This is a genomic window from Bradyrhizobium sp. WBOS08, assembly GCF_024585125.1.
Lineage (GTDB): Bacteria > Pseudomonadota > Alphaproteobacteria > Rhizobiales > Xanthobacteraceae > Bradyrhizobium > Bradyrhizobium japonicum_B.
The window spans coordinates 568,217-582,159 of sequence record NZ_CP028988.1 but is presented as its reverse complement, the minus strand read 5'-3'; the positions used below and the strand labels follow the sequence as shown (position 1 = coordinate 582,159).

The 13,943-nt window shown below is 64.6% G+C and carries 12 protein-coding genes; 8 read left to right on the top strand and 4 right to left on the bottom strand.

The features are described 5' to 3' along the window. Positions 1-58 precede the first annotated feature (58 nt). Positions 59-487, top strand: coding sequence for a VOC family protein (locus DCM80_RS02730; protein ID WP_257195630.1), 429 nt, complete (start codon positions 59-61; stop codon positions 485-487). A gap of 42 nt (positions 488-529) precedes the next feature. Further along, positions 530-1,018, top strand: a complete 489-nt coding sequence (locus tag DCM80_RS02725) for a VOC family protein (RefSeq protein ID WP_257195629.1) — start codon at positions 530-532, stop codon at positions 1,016-1,018. Positions 1,019-1,140: 122 nt separating this feature from the next. Here the strand turns inward: DCM80_RS02725 and DCM80_RS02720 are convergent, their stop codons facing one another. Both DCM80_RS02720 and DCM80_RS02715 read right to left on the bottom strand, forming a co-directional pair. After that, complete coding sequence (locus DCM80_RS02720; protein WP_257195628.1) at positions 1,141-2,298, bottom strand: hypothetical protein; 1,158 nt, start codon at positions 2,296-2,298, stop codon at positions 1,141-1,143. Positions 2,299-2,300: 2 nt separating this feature from the next. Continuing rightward, positions 2,301-3,002, bottom strand: coding sequence for a FecR domain-containing protein (locus tag DCM80_RS02715; RefSeq protein WP_257195627.1), 702 nt, complete (start codon positions 3,000-3,002; stop codon positions 2,301-2,303). Between the two features lie 51 nt (positions 3,003-3,053). Here DCM80_RS02715 and DCM80_RS02710 point away from each other — a divergent pair, with 51 nt between their 5' ends. Continuing rightward, a complete protein-coding gene (locus DCM80_RS02710) occupies positions 3,054-4,484 on the top strand; it encodes a glycosyltransferase family 39 protein (RefSeq protein WP_257195626.1) in 1,431 nt (476 codons plus the stop codon). 54 nt (positions 4,485-4,538) lie between these two features. On the opposite strand, the gene DCM80_RS02705 is transcribed toward DCM80_RS02710, so the two are convergent. Further along, positions 4,539-5,180 (bottom strand): OmpA family protein, encoded by a 642-nt coding sequence (locus DCM80_RS02705; RefSeq protein WP_257195625.1) that lies wholly within the window; start codon positions 5,178-5,180, stop codon positions 4,539-4,541. 502 nt (positions 5,181-5,682) lie between these two features. On the opposite strand from DCM80_RS02705, the gene DCM80_RS02700 reads away from it, so the two are divergent. After that, on the top strand, positions 5,683-5,928 hold the full coding sequence (locus DCM80_RS02700) for a hypothetical protein (protein ID WP_257195623.1): 246 nt from the start codon (positions 5,683-5,685) through the stop codon (positions 5,926-5,928). A 101-nt stretch (positions 5,929-6,029) separates the two neighbouring features. Then, positions 6,030-7,196 (top strand): winged helix-turn-helix domain-containing protein, encoded by a 1,167-nt coding sequence (locus tag DCM80_RS02695; protein ID WP_257195622.1) that lies wholly within the window; start codon positions 6,030-6,032, stop codon positions 7,194-7,196. A 39-nt stretch (positions 7,197-7,235) separates the two neighbouring features. Here the strand turns inward: DCM80_RS02695 and DCM80_RS02690 are convergent, their stop codons facing one another. Further along, entirely contained in the window at positions 7,236-7,715 is a 480-nt protein-coding gene (locus DCM80_RS02690; RefSeq protein ID WP_257197860.1) for a DUF2809 domain-containing protein, read from the bottom strand. 78 nt (positions 7,716-7,793) lie between these two features. Between DCM80_RS02690 and DCM80_RS02685 the strand changes: the two genes are divergently transcribed. From DCM80_RS02685 to DCM80_RS02675, 3 genes are all read left to right on the top strand, one after another. Then, a complete protein-coding gene (locus DCM80_RS02685; protein WP_257195621.1) occupies positions 7,794-9,134 on the top strand; it encodes an MFS transporter in 1,341 nt (446 codons plus the stop codon). Positions 9,135-9,487: 353 nt separating this feature from the next. Continuing rightward, a complete protein-coding gene (locus tag DCM80_RS02680) occupies positions 9,488-10,594 on the top strand; it encodes an efflux RND transporter periplasmic adaptor subunit (RefSeq protein WP_257195620.1) in 1,107 nt (368 codons plus the stop codon). Between the two features lie 183 nt (positions 10,595-10,777). Further along, positions 10,778-13,915, top strand: a complete 3,138-nt coding sequence (locus tag DCM80_RS02675) for an efflux RND transporter permease subunit (RefSeq protein ID WP_257195619.1) — start codon at positions 10,778-10,780, stop codon at positions 13,913-13,915. Positions 13,916-13,943 lie beyond the last annotated feature (28 nt).

The following is a 13,943-nucleotide window of genomic DNA, read 5'->3' as shown; positions in this document are numbered from 1 at the left end:
TGTCGGATGGCCGTCGGCCCGTCCGTCCTTGGGCAGAACCTCGCCCAAGGAGCCTCCGATGCCCAGGATGATCTTCCTCAATCTGCCCGTGACCGACCTCGAGCGCGCGACCGCCTTCTACGAGGCGATCGGGGCAACCCGGAATCCGCAATTCAGCGACGACACGGCGAGCTGCATGGTCTTTTCCGAGACCATCTACGCGATGCTGACGACCCACGACAAATTCCGTCAGTTCACGCCCAAGCCGATCGCCGACGCAAAGACCTCGAACCAGGCTCTGTTCTGCCTGTCCGCCGATACCCGCAACGAGGTCGACGATATCATCGGCAGGGCCGAGGCCGCGGGCGGGGTGGCCGATCCCAGCCCCAAGGACGAATACAGCTTCATGTACGGCCGCAGCTTCGAGGATCCGGACGGCCATATGTGGGGTGTGAACTGGCTGGATATGGCTTCGGTCCCTCCGCAGCCCGCGCTGGCGAATGCCTGATCGCCGTCCTTCCGAACGCTAAATCCCAGAGGAGCATTCACGATGTCCAAGGTCGTACCCTGCATGTGGTTCAACGGCGATGCCGAGGAAGCCGCGAAGTTCTACACCTCGCTCGTGCCGAACTCGGCCATCACGCACGTTCAGCGCAACGTCTCGGATGGTCCCTCCGGCAAGGAAGGCTCCGTGCTGGTCGTCGAGTTCACTCTGGCCGGGCAGCCCCTGGTCGCGCTCAACGGCGGCATGACGATGGAGTACACCCACGCCATCTCGCTGATGATCCATTGCGACGACCAGGCCCAGGTGGACGGCGTCTGGAATGCCTTCCTCGCTCATGGCGGCAAGGAGGAGCAGTGCGGCTGGCTGAGGGACCGCTGGGGCGTGGCCTGGCAGGTGGTGCCGAAGGTGATGTTCGAATTCCTGTCGAGCCCCGACAAGGCCGCCGCCGCGCGCGCGGTGCAGGCGATGATGAAGATGGTGAAGCTGGATATCGACGCGTTGCGCCGCGCGTTCGAGGGCAAGTCGGCGGCGTGACTTTCGCACAGGTGCCGTAGGGTGGGCAAAGGCGCGTTTGCGCCGTGCCCACCATTCATTCGTAGTTAGAAAGTCGTGGGCACGCTTCGCTTTGCCCACCCTACGAGACCTCGCCGAGTCTCTTAGTAATTGATCCTCAGCCCGACGCCGCCGTGGATTGTGTTGCCGACCGGCTGCGGGCCGAGCGTGCCGTTGGCGAAGAGATCCACGATCCAGCCCTTCTGCACGCGGAAGCCGAGGCGGCCGCCATATTCGAACCAGCCCTGGTTGCCAATGGTCGGCACCACCGTGCCCTGACCGGTCACGGTCGCCACGATGCCGCTGTGACTCGCAAACGACTGCACCCAGCCGCCGTTGATGTTGGCCTCGAGATTGCTGCCGAACAGACGCGTCCACTGGCCGCCGATCTTGACCAGGCTGGTGCGGTCGGTGCCACCAGCGATGGTGGCGTCGAACGGATTGAAGCCCACCGCATTGTCGCTGTAGCCGGACACGCGCTGCCAGAGCTGCCAGACCTCGATCGAGGCTGCGACTTCGTCGCGGGGCGACACGCGGCTGATCCAGCCGGCGCGGCCGTAGACCGCGTAGTTCGAGGCGTTGGTCGAGCTCGTCACGCTCACCGGGCCGAGGCTGGTGTCGTAGCTGCGGGTGTAGCGCGCTTTCTCCCACGGCGTCAGGATCGTTCCGACGTCGAAGAACGGGCGCGAGGAGCCCCAGTCGGTGAAGTCGTAGCGCAGCGCGAAGGCGCCGATCGGTGCGCTGGTGATCTTGTAGCCGCCCTCGTTGTAATGCGTGTAGGCGATGCCGGCGAGGAGCGACAGGTTGTTGGTGAGCTCCTTGCGGCCGTGGATGCCGGCCGAGAACGAGCCGGCCGAGCCGAATGCGCTGATGCAATCGCCGCAATTGACCTGCTCGTTGACGCCGAGCAGCACCGTGCCCAGCACCCGGTTGGTGATCATCTGGTTGAAGCGCTGATTGGCGAGACCGCCGATCGAATTGCCGCTGGAATCCGCGCCGGTCGGTCCTGACGGCGGAGGATACGGACTCGGCGATGGAGATGGCGATGGAGCCGGGGAAGGCGACGGGGAGGGGGTCGGTGTGGGCGACGGATTCGGCGACGGGGAATAGGTCGGGGACGGAGTGGGATTGGGTTCGCACTCGGACCCGCACTCCGAGGCCTGTGCAGCCGCCGGTCGGGCATCGAACGTGACGAGCGCAAACGCCGCAGATGCGGCCAACGCAGCGGCAAGAATGAGGTGCCGGACGGTGAATTTCGCCATGGTCAGCGCCCGCACAGCATGCCGTCGTCGTGGACGGCGGGCGTGATGGTCGGCGAGGCGCCGGCATATTGGTTCACCGCGCATAGCCCGGCACTTGCGGCGCAGTTGGCGGCGAAGGTCCAGGGCGGCGTGCTGGACTTGGTGATGCCGACCTTGCCGCCGGTCGATGTGATGATCGCGGTGTCGCCGGGCTGGGTGAGCTGCACGCACTGGCCGCTTCTCGTGCAGACGCTGGCTGCGCCGTCCTGAAGCACGACGACGGAGCGTCCGCGCTGCGAGAGGATGTCGAGCGTGGTGCCGCGCACGCCGATGGTCGCAAGCGGCGTCGTGATCTTGTAGGCGGACTTATCGGAATGTCCGGTGACGAAACGGAATGCGCCGGTGGTCATGCGGATCGCGACGTCGCGATAGCTGCGCTCGTCGTTGAAGACGGTGCGATCGAGCTTCAGCGTCGCGCTGGGGCCGAGCGACAGATTGGTGCTGTCGGCCATCACGAAGCGCGCCGCGCTATCGGCGCCGGTGCGCACGGTCTCGTCGCGCAGCATGCTGTCGCCGACATTGATCGGCGTGGTGGTCGCAGCGACGCGCACCACCTCGTTCTGGATCACGACGGCTTCGCCGACGCGCGTCTGCGCCAGCGCGCAAGGACCCGTGCACAACGCGGCCGACAGCAGGGTGGAGAAAAGCCAGAAACGCAAATTCATTTCGCAACCGATCGATATGTCCCTGATCGTACCGGATCGCGCTTGCTTGTGATGTGGCGGAATTATCACAAGCGGCGCGGGACGTGCGTCATGCTTAGTGACAGTTGCGGCAGAATGCGTTCAATGAAAAACGAAGCTTTCATTTTTGTCCGCGGTGACGCAAATTTGACACGCAAAACAGCCCCTCAGCAGCCGCTTCAATCATCCGTAGTTCCAAAGATGTCGCGGAGCGCAGTCATTGCTGTCGCGATTTTCCTGGTCGCGCATCTCGCGCTGTTGATCGGACTGACGACGCCGGAAAAGTTCGTCTTCGACGAGGTGCATTACGTGCCGGCGGCGCGGCAGATGCTGGCGCCGGCGATGTCGCAGCCGATGCTCAATCCGATGCATCCGCCGCTGGCCAAGGAGCTGATCGCGGCCTCGATCGCGGTTTTCGGCGACAACGCGCTTGGCTGGCGCTATCCCGCGACATTGTTCGGCGCATTGGCGATCGTCGCGATCTATCTGTGCGGCCTCGCGCTGTTCTCGGCGCAAGGCCCCGCGATCGCCGCGGCGCTGATCGCGGGGCTGAACCAGATGCTGTACGTGCAGGCGCGCATCGCCATGCTCGACATCTTTGCGCTCGGCTTCGGTCTGCTCGCGACGGCCGCCTTCATGCACGGGTTTCGACGAGAGCGACCGCAGGCGCTGTTCGCGCTCGCGGGCAGCCTGTTCGGCCTTGCTGCGGCCTGCAAATGGAGCGGCCTGTTTCCGCTCGGCGTCTGCATCGTCATCGTCGCCGTGATCCGCCTGATGCAGGGCTGGCGCACGCTGTTCGCCGACGCCAAAGCGGACGATTGGTATCGACCGGACCTTTGGCCCGGCCTCCGGCTGCATCATGTCGCGCTGTGCTTCGCGGTTCTGCCCGGTGTGGCCTACCTTGCCGCTTTCGTTCCGCTCTACGGGATGTCGGTGCCGGAGCTGATCGAGGCGCAGCGGCGGATCTTCACCGACAACACCACGACCGCGATTGCCGGGCATACCTACATGAGTTCATGGCCGTCGTGGCCGCTGCTGGCGCGGCCGGTCTGGTTCCTGTTCGACAAGATGGCGGAAGACAACGTCTCCGCGGTGGTGTTCCTCGGCAATCCGCTGGTTCTGTGGCCGGCTTTGCTCGCGCTCGTCGTCGTGCTGCGCGATTTCGTCGTCGAGCGCCGCTGGGATGCATTCCTGATCGCGGCGTTCTATGTCGGCCCGTGGCTCGCGTGGGCGTTGCTGCCGCGCACGCTGGGCTTCATCTACTACTATCTGCCCGCCGCCACGGCGGCCTCGCTCGCGCTGGTCTATGTGCTGCGCCGGGGCGGCCTGCCGCGCTGGCTGCTGTGGGCCTATGTCGGCGTTTCGGCGATCGGCTTTGCAATCATGCTGCCGATCTCGGCGGCCTTTATCGGCACCTCGATGCGGAGCTTCAACCGGCTGATGCTGTTCCAGAGCTGGATATGACATCGCCGCCTGCCGGGTTGCGGCAGGCGGCGTGTTTCGCGCGATGATGGCGAGTTACTTCGACGCGGTCTTGGTGTCCATGTTGACGACCTGGACGCGGCGGTTGACGGCGTCGGAGCCGTTGGCGGTATCCTTCAGCTTGGTCTCGCCGTAGCCGACCGTGACGAGATCGTTGCCGTTGAGGCCGTAGTTCTGCACCAGGTACTTCTTGATGGTGTCGGCGCGCCGTTCGGAGAGGCCTTGATTGTACTGTTCGCCGCCGGTCGCGTCGGTGTGGCCGGCGACCACGAAGGTCGAGCCCTTCAGCGCCGGATCGGACAGCGCCTTGCCGAGCGCCTGCACCGAGGGCATCGAGGTCTTGGCGATATCGGCCGAGTTGTAGTCGAACTGGATTTCCAGGTCGATCTTCGGCTTGGTCGCCGCAAGCTCGGCGATCTGCTCGCGCTCACCCGTCGAGAGCGACCGGGTCGAACGGTTGCGCACCGTGTTCAGGAAGGTCGCTTCCTTGGCTTGCGCGGTCGTGTCGGTCTGCGGACCGACGGACAGGCCGCGGGTTGCCGGCTTGGGCTTCAGTGCATCCAGGATCTTGTCAGTGGAGACATTGCTGTCGCCGGCCAGAGCCAGGCCCGTCGTCATCGACAGGGCTGCGGAAAGAGCAATCGCCTTCAGTCCAAAGAATTTATCAAAACGGGTCATTGTCGTATCCTCGCTGTTACGCCTGATAGCGATTTGATGCTGCGAGCATAGGGCAGGTTCAAAGCCCCGGATGTGATCTTGGTCACGGTGGCCGACAGCGCTTCCAGGCCTGTTCTCGCATATTTTCCGGCTTTCGGGCGGTGAACCGGCAGGTTTCGCGGACCCTCCGGCAGCGGAGCCGATCGTCCCAATCGCAGTGGTCGCATTCTGCGCGGGACAGGTTCACACCGCGGCAGGTCCGGTATGATTGAAATCACGTTGAGGGCGCGGGCTCTTTGCCGGGAGACGGACTCCCGCAGTGGCCCGCCGGACCGGGCAATGTGCCTGAGCCGGAGGTCGCTACCGGCAGCCGCGGGGGGAGCGCCCAAAAGTCGCACGCTGACAGCGGGCTTGCGCTGCGGCGCAGCAACGAAAATGTCTTCTCCCTGCAAACTTGTCGCTAAAGAATGGCTGTCGTGTTGACCGGCATGGCGCCGGTTTCGCTCTACGGAGGAGACACTAGATGAAGATCTTGCTTTCGGTCGTTCTGCTCGCCGCGTTTTCGGCATCGCCGGCTTTCGCAGCCAAGATGCAGCCCTGCACGGGCGAAGCGATGGGCAAGTCGATCACCGCGATGGGAACCGTGGATTCGCCGTCCAAGCAGGCGATGGCGAAGGAAATGGCTTCGGCCAACTCCGAGATGAGCAAAGCCAATATGCGCGGCGCCTGCAAGCACTACATGAAGATGCAGAAGATGAGCGCCAAATAGTCCGCGTTTGTCGACCGGCCGCGCTGCCAGTAGATGGCAGCGCGGTTTTCTTTGCCTCGATTGTTTGCCTGCGCGCGAATCTCGCTACATTGCATTCTGCAATGTCACGCACACCCAGACCCCATCCCCTCACCACGAGACAGGCCCGGCAGATCTGGCTGCATGCTCAGCGGCTGGATGAGCGCACCCCGTTCGGCGAGGGAGCACAGGCCGTCGCGGATGCGGTCGCTCATCTCGGCTATGTGCAGATCGACACCATCAACGTCATCGAACGCTGCCATCATCACATTCTGTTCAGCCGGATCCCGTCCTATCGCCGCGCCGATCTGCGCCATGCCCAGAGCGCCGACAGAAGCGTGTTCGAGTATTGGACCCACGCGCTCTCCTACGTGCCGACCGGCGACTTCCGTTTCTTCCTGCCGGCGATGCGCGAGCATCGGCGCGAGGGGCACAAATGGTTCGCCTCGGTGAAGCCCGCCGACATGCGCAAGGTGATGCGGCTGCTGCGGGCCGGTCCGCTGACGATCCGCGACATCGAGGATGACGTGCTCGTTGAGAAGGAGCATCTGTGGCAGAGCCGCAAGCCCTCCAAGCGGGCGTTGCAGCTGGCCTTCTATACCGGCGCCGTCACCATCAGCGAGCGGCAGGGCATGCTCAAGACCTACGAGCTGATGACGCGCCATTTCGGCTGGGACAGGCTGCCAAGGCCTGCCTCGGCAAGGGAGATCACGACCTATCAGCTCGACCGCGCGTTGCGGTCGCAAGGTGTGGTGAGCCTCGATTCGATCTGCCACCTCGACGCCCCGCGCAAGAAGGCGGTGGCCGGCCTGATCGCTTCCCGCGTCCGCCGCGGCGAGCTCGTGCCGGTCGCGCTCGACGGCGCCGGCAAGCAGGAGCATTGGGCGGCGCCGGCTGTGCTCGAGCCGGGCAGTGAGGCGGTCTCGCCCGACCTGGTCCACATCCTCTCGCCGTTCGATCCCCTGATCATCCAGCGCAAGCGCACCAATCTCATCTTCGGCTACAATCATCTGTTCGAAGCCTATGTGCCGAAGGCCAAGCGCAAGCTCGGCTATTTCGCGCTGCCCGTGCTGGTCGGCGACGAGATCGTCGCCGCGCTCGATATGAAGACCGACCGGCAGGCGAAGAAGCTCCTGATGCAGAAATGGACCTGGGTCGGACAGGGCAAGAAGACGGCGGGCCGCACGGCGCTGAAGCAGCGGATCGAGGAGGAGCTCGATCGCTTCGAGCGGTTTCAGCTCGCGGAGTGAATTGCAAAGCATCGGTCGCGTAGGGTGGGCAAAGGCGCGTTAGCGCCGTGTCCACCAGCTGCTTGTGGTGGGCACGCTTCGCTTTGCCCACCCTACGAGACCGCGCATCCCGGCGAGACGATCGATCCACACGCCGAGCCCGATTCCGACCAGATACGCCACCAGATTCCACAGCGAGAAGATTCGCCCCAGGATCAGCGCGCCGGCGGTCGTCAGGCGGAATGCGTCGAGCCACGGCGCATGCACCAGGCGGGAGAATTCCACGGCGATCGCGATGATCGCCGCGAGCGCTGCAATCTGCGTCCGCGTGAGTCGCGGCAGCAAGACTCCGACCAGCAGAAACACCATCGTGGCCCACAATAGCGAGCCGCCATACTTCACCACGAAAGCGGGGAGGCCGAGCGGAAAGCCGTACCAGCGCAACGACAGCCCGCAGGCGATGACGATCAGCGCGAGAGCGGCGCGGATCATCGCCTTCTGCATCGGCGCAATGGCTTGATCCGGCTGCGCCCCATGCATTGCTCGCTCCATTGACTCTTCGCCCGCGATGCTCAAAACCGCCACTCGCCCACAAAAGCAACAACCAAGGGGGAAGCCATGAGCCAGACCACCATCCATGCCGGTTCCGCCGGCGGCGCCAGGAACGTCAAGAGCGAAATCGAAACGTCGACGATCCGCGCCATTTCCTGGCGCCTGATTCCCTTCCTGGTGCTGGCCTATTTCTTCTCCTATCTCGACCGCGTCAATCTCGGCTTCGCCGCTTTGACCATGAATGCCGATCTGAAGTTCACGCCGTTGATCTTCTCCTGGGGCGCCGGCATCTTCTTCATCGGCTATTTCATCTTCGAGGTTCCGAGCAACCTCGCGCTGGAGAAATTCGGCGCGAGCCGCTGGATCGCCCGTATCATGGTGACCTGGGGGATCATCTCGGCGCTGATGGCGATGGTCAGCGGCGTGACGAGCTTCTACGTCCTGCGCTTCCTGCTCGGCGTCGCCGAGGCCGGCTTCTTCCCCGGCATCATCCTCTACCTCACCTACTGGTATCCGGCAGAATATCGCGCCCGCTTCCTGGCGGCTTTCGCCATCGCGGTGCCGGTCTCGACCGTAATCGGTGCGCCGATCTCGGGCCTCCTGCTCGGGCTCGACGGCCTGATGGGATTGAAGGGCTGGCAGTGGCTGTTCATCATCGAGGGCATCCCCTCCGTGCTGCTCGGCATCGTCACCTGGTTCTATCTGACCGACAGGCCGGAGAAGGCGGACTGGCTGTCGGCCGAGCAGAAGGCCTGGCTCAAGGCGAAGCTCGATGCGGAGATCGCGGCCAAGCAGGCGGTGAAGCATGTCTCGCTCGGCGAAGCGCTGTCCTCGCCCAAGGTGATCGCGCTCAGCCTGATCTATTTCGGCTTCGTCGGGGCGCTCTATGGCATGCAATTCTGGCTGCCGCAGATCGTCAAGGCGTTCGGGCTCACCAACGCCCAGACCGGCTTCGTCACTGCGATCCCGTACCTGTTCGGCACCATCGCCATGATCCTGTGGGCGCGGCACTCCGATGCGACGCGCGAGCGCGTCATGCATGTCGGCGCGCCGCTGCTGCTCACCGCCGTGGCGCTCGCCGTCTCCAGCTACCTGACCGACCCGACCATGACGATGGTGGTGCTGACGGTGGCGGCCATCGGTGTGTTCTGCTGCTTCGGCGTGTTCTGGACCCTGCCGACCGCCTGGCTGTCGGGCACCGCGGCCGCCGGCGCCATCGCCCTGATCAACTCGATCGGCAACCTCGCCGGCTTCGGCGGGCCGTATCTGATCGGCTGGGTCAAGGAAGCCACGGGCCAGACTTCGACCGGCCTGCTCGTACTCGCCGTGCTGCCGCTCCTCGCCGGCATCCTGGTGTTTGTCGGCGGCCATGACAGCAAGCACGAGTTCGCCGGGCAGGGGCGGTAGCGGGGTAATTGCGTAGGGGAGGCAAAGGCGCGCTCTTCGCGCCGTGCCCACCATCTTTCCCTAGGCTCGGTGTGTCCCGGACAAGCTGCAACGTACAAGCGTTGCAGCGCAGAGCCGGGACCCAGGGACAGCGAACCCGGCGCATTATGGGAACCGGCTCAGCAGCGCACCGTCGAAGAGACGCTGCGCTGCGTCCGGGGCACGAGCGAGCGCGACTTCGCCTCCTCTGTTGCCATCCAACCCCCTCTCTTACCACCCCTTAACGATCACGGATTCCTGATGACTGACGATTATTGACTTTTATCAGTGATTAGTCGACATTCCTCCCAGTCGAGATGCAGGAGTGTCCTTCGATGTTCGTCCGGTTGGTTTTATCGAGCTATTCCAGGCTGTTGGCAGGCGTGGCGCTGGCCCTGATGGCCGCGACGCTGGCCGGGTGCAATGACACCGTCGCGGAGAAGGCCGAGCCGCCGCGGCCGGTTCTGGTCGCAACCGCGCATTATGAAGCTGAGACCCCGGAGCGCAGCTTCGTCGGCACCGTCAGGCCGCGGATCGAGAGCGATCTCGGCTTCCGCGTTGCCGGCAAGGTTGCCAAGCGCCTCGTGGAGGTCGGCCAGACCGTCGAGGTCGGCCAGCCGCTCGCCACCCTCGACGAGGTCGATTTGAAGCTGCAGGCCGAGCAGGCGCTGGCCGAGCAGACCGCCGCCACCGGCGTGCTGGCCCAGGCCGCCGCCGCCGAGCAACGTGCCAAGGATCTCAAGGCCAAGGGCTGGACCACGGATGCGCAGATGGATTCGAGCCGCGCCGCCGCGGACGAAGCCCGCGCCCGCCTGAACCGGGCCGAGCGCGCGCTCGAATTGAGCAAGAACTCCCTTTCCTACGCGACGCTCAACGCCGACGCCCGTGGCGTCGTCACCGCAACGCTGATCGAGCCCGGCCAGGTGGTTGCCGCGGGCCAGGCTTCGATCCGTGTCGCCCGCTTTGCCGAGAAGGAAGCGGTCGTCGCGATCCCTGAGACGCTGGTTGGACGCGCCAAGTCGGGCGTCGCCAGCGTCACTCTTTGGTCCGAGCCGGGCAAGAAGTATGCGGCCAAGCTGCGCGAGATCGCGCCGGCGGCCGATCCGGCCACGCGCACCTATCTTGCGAAATTCTCGCTGCCCGAGGCCGACGACAAGGTCTCGCTCGGCATGACCGCGACGCTGACGCTGTCGGACGCCGCGACCGAGCGCGTCGCGCGGCTGCCGCTGTCGGCGCTGTTCAACGAAGGCGGCAAGCCGTCCTTCTACGTCGTCGACGACAATGGCGCGCTCACCCTGAAGCCGGTGACGGTGAAGTCCTACGAGAGCAACGACGTCGTCATCACCGGCGGCGTGGAAGAGGGCGCCAAGATCGTCGCCCTCGGCGTGCAGAAGCTCGATCCGGGCCAGCGGGTGCGGGTCGTGTCGTCACTGTCTTTCTAAATTCGGCTTACGAGTTCCTCGTTGCAAGGCGAGTTTCGGCCCCGGCGCAAATGCTTGGGCTGAAGCGGCGAAGCGATCCAGAACCTGCCCAGCCCCCTGGATTGCTTCGCTGCCTCGCGACGACGGTTTGAACGGAATGGCTGTCGTGTCTTTGGTAATTGGATCGTCTTTTCGGAGAGAGCGATGAAGCGCTTCAACCTTTCGGCCTGGGCCGTCAGCCATCCGACGCTGGTTCTCTTCATGATGATCATTCTCGGTGTCGCCGGCTTCTTCTCCTATGAGAAGCTCGGCCGCGCCGAGGATCCGTTCTTCACGGTGAAGGTGGTCAACGTCTCCGTGATCTGGCCGGGCGCGACCGCGCAGGAGATGCAGACGCAGGTCGCCGATCCCATCGAGAAGAAGATCCAGGAGCTGCCCTATTTCGAGAAGGTGCAGACCTATTCCAAGCCCGCGTTCACCGCGCTCCAGGTCACCTTCCGCGACAACACGCCGCCGAAGGAAGTGCCTTATCTCTTCTATCTCCTGCGCAAGAAGCTGGTCGACGTGCAGGGCCAGCTGCCGTCGGGCATTCTGGGACCCGTCGTCAACGACGAGTTCTCCGACGTCGATTCCATCCTCTACATGATGACCGGTGACGGCGCGGATTACGCCCAGCTCAAGAAGGTTTCGGAAGGCTTCCGCCAGCGCCTGCTCAAGGTGCCCGGCGTGACCAAGGTCGACGTCTACGGCAACCAGGACGAGCGCATCTTCGTCGAGTTCAGCCACGCCAAGCTCGCCACCCTCGGCATCACGCCGCAGGCGCTGTTCGATTCGCTTGCCAAGCAGAACAACGTCACTCCCGCCGGCACGGTCGAGACCTCCTCGCAGCGCGTGCCGCTGCGCGTCACCGGCGCGCTCGACGGTGCCAAGGCCGTGGCCGAAACGCCGGTCGAGAGCAACGGCCGCGTGTTCCGCCTGGGGGACATCGCCACCGTCACCCACGGCTATGTCGATCCGCCGAGCTTTGTCGTCCGCCAGGAAGGCAAGGCGGCGATCGGCATCGGCGTCGTCACCGCCAAGGGTGCCAACATCCTCGAGCTCGGCAAGGAGGTCGAGAAGGCGACCGCGGACTTCATGAAGGCGGTGCCGCAGGGCATCGACGTCAAGCTGATCGCCGATCAGCCCAAGGTGGTCGAGCATGCCGTCGGCGAGTTCGTTCATTCCTTCATGGAAGCGCTCGTCATCGTGCTGTTCGTCTCGTTCCTGGCGCTGGGCTGGCGCACCGGCATCGTGGTCGCGCTGTCGGTGCCCCTGGTGCTCGGCATCGTCTTCATCGTCATGAACACGATGTCGCTCGACCTGCACCGCATCACGCTGGGCGCCCTGATCATCGCGCTCGGCCTGCTCGTCGACGACGCCATCATCGCGGTCGAGATGATGGTGGTGAAGATGGAGCAGGGCTGGGACCGCATGCGTGCGGCATCCTTTGCCTGGGAATCTACTGCGTTTCCGATGCTCACGGGAACGCTGGTCACGGCCGCTGGCTTCCTCCCCATCGGCTTTGCCAATTCCGCGGTCGGCGAATATGCCGGCAGCATCTTCTGGATCGTGGCGATCGCGCTGGTCGCCTCCTGGTTCGTGGCGGTGATCTTCACGCCCTATATCGGCGTCAAGCTGCTGCCGGAGATGAAGGCGCACCACAACCACGATCCGCATGCGGTCTACGAGACCCGCATGTACCGCGGCCTGCGCGCCATCGTGAAATGGTGTGTCAACCACCGCATCACCGTGGTGGTCGCGACCGTCGGCGTCTTCGTCGCCTCGATCGTCGGCTTCGGCCAGGTCCAGCAGCAGTTCTTCCCGCTGTCGGAGCGGCCCGAGCTGTTCTTCCAGCTGCGCCTGCCCGAGGGCACGGCCTTCAACGTCACCGAAAAGGCGGTGAAGAAGGCCGAGACGTTGCTCAAGGACGACAAGGACATCGAGACCTATACGTCCTATGTCGGCCAGGGCTCGCCGCGCTTCTGGCTCGGCCTCAATCCGCAGCTGCCGAACGAGGCCTTCGCCGAGATCGTCATCGTCGCCAAGGGCGTCGAGGCGCGCGAGCGCATCAAGGCCAAGATCGAGAACGCCGCTGCCGAGGGGTTCCTGTCCGAGGCGCGCGTGCGCGTCGACCGCTTCAATTTCGGTCCTCCGGTCGGCTTCCCGGTCCAGTTCCGCGTGATCGGCCCCGACGCCAACAAGGTGCGTGAGATCGCCTACCAGGTCCGCGACGTCATGCGCCAGAACAAGAGCGTCAAGGACGTCCAGCTCGACTGGAACGAGCAGTCGCCCTACCTTAAGCTCGTCGTCGATCAGGACCGCGCCCGTGCCATGGGCCTGACGCCGCAGGACGTCTCGCAGGCGCTGGCGATGCTGATTTCCGGCTCGCAGGTCACGACCGTGCGCGACGGCATCGAGAAGGTCGGCGTGGTCGCCCGTGCGATCCCGTCCGAGCGGCTCGACCTCGGCGGCGTCGGCGATCTCACCATCACCTCGCGCAATGGCGTCGCCGTGCCGCTGCAGCAGATCGCCAAGATCGAGTACGCCCACGAGGAGCCGATCATGTGGCGGCGCAACCGCGACATGGCGATCACGGTGCGCTCCGACGTCGTCGACGGCGTGCAGGCGCCCGATGTCACCAACCAGATCACGCCGAAGCTGAAGCCGATCATGGATCACCTCGAGCCGGCCTACCGGATCGAGCCGGGCGGCGCGTTCGAGGAGTCCGCCAAGGGCAACGCCTCGATCTTCATCCTCTTCCCGGTGATGGTCATGGTGATGCTGACGCTGCTGATGATCCAGCTGCAGAGCTTCTCGCGCTTGATCCTGGTGTTCCTGACCGCGCCGCTCGGCATCGTCGGCGCCTCGCTCGGCCTCAACGTCGCCAATGCCCCGTTCGGCTTCGTGGCGCTGCTCGGCCTGATCGCGCTCGCCGGCATGATCATGCGCAACACGGTCATCCTGGTCGACCAGATCGAGACCGACGTCTCCCACGGCCTGCCCCGGCGCGAGGCGATCGTGGAGGCCACCGTCCGCCGCGCCCGGCCCGTGGTGCTGACGGCGCTCGCCGCCATCCTTGCCATGATTCCTCTGTCGCGCTCGGCGTTCTGGGGTCCGATGGCGATCACCATCATGGGCGGCCTGTTCGTGGCGACCTTCCTCACGCTCCTGTATCTGCCGGGCCTCTACGCGCTGTGGTTCAGGAAAAGCTTGGACGAGGCAGGTATCCCCGAACGGCCTACCGCGCCGCAGCATGGGAGCGATGAGCATTCAGCTATTCCGCTTGCTGAAGCGGCTGAATAGGTGAGATGAAGTGCTGAGCGATGAGTCC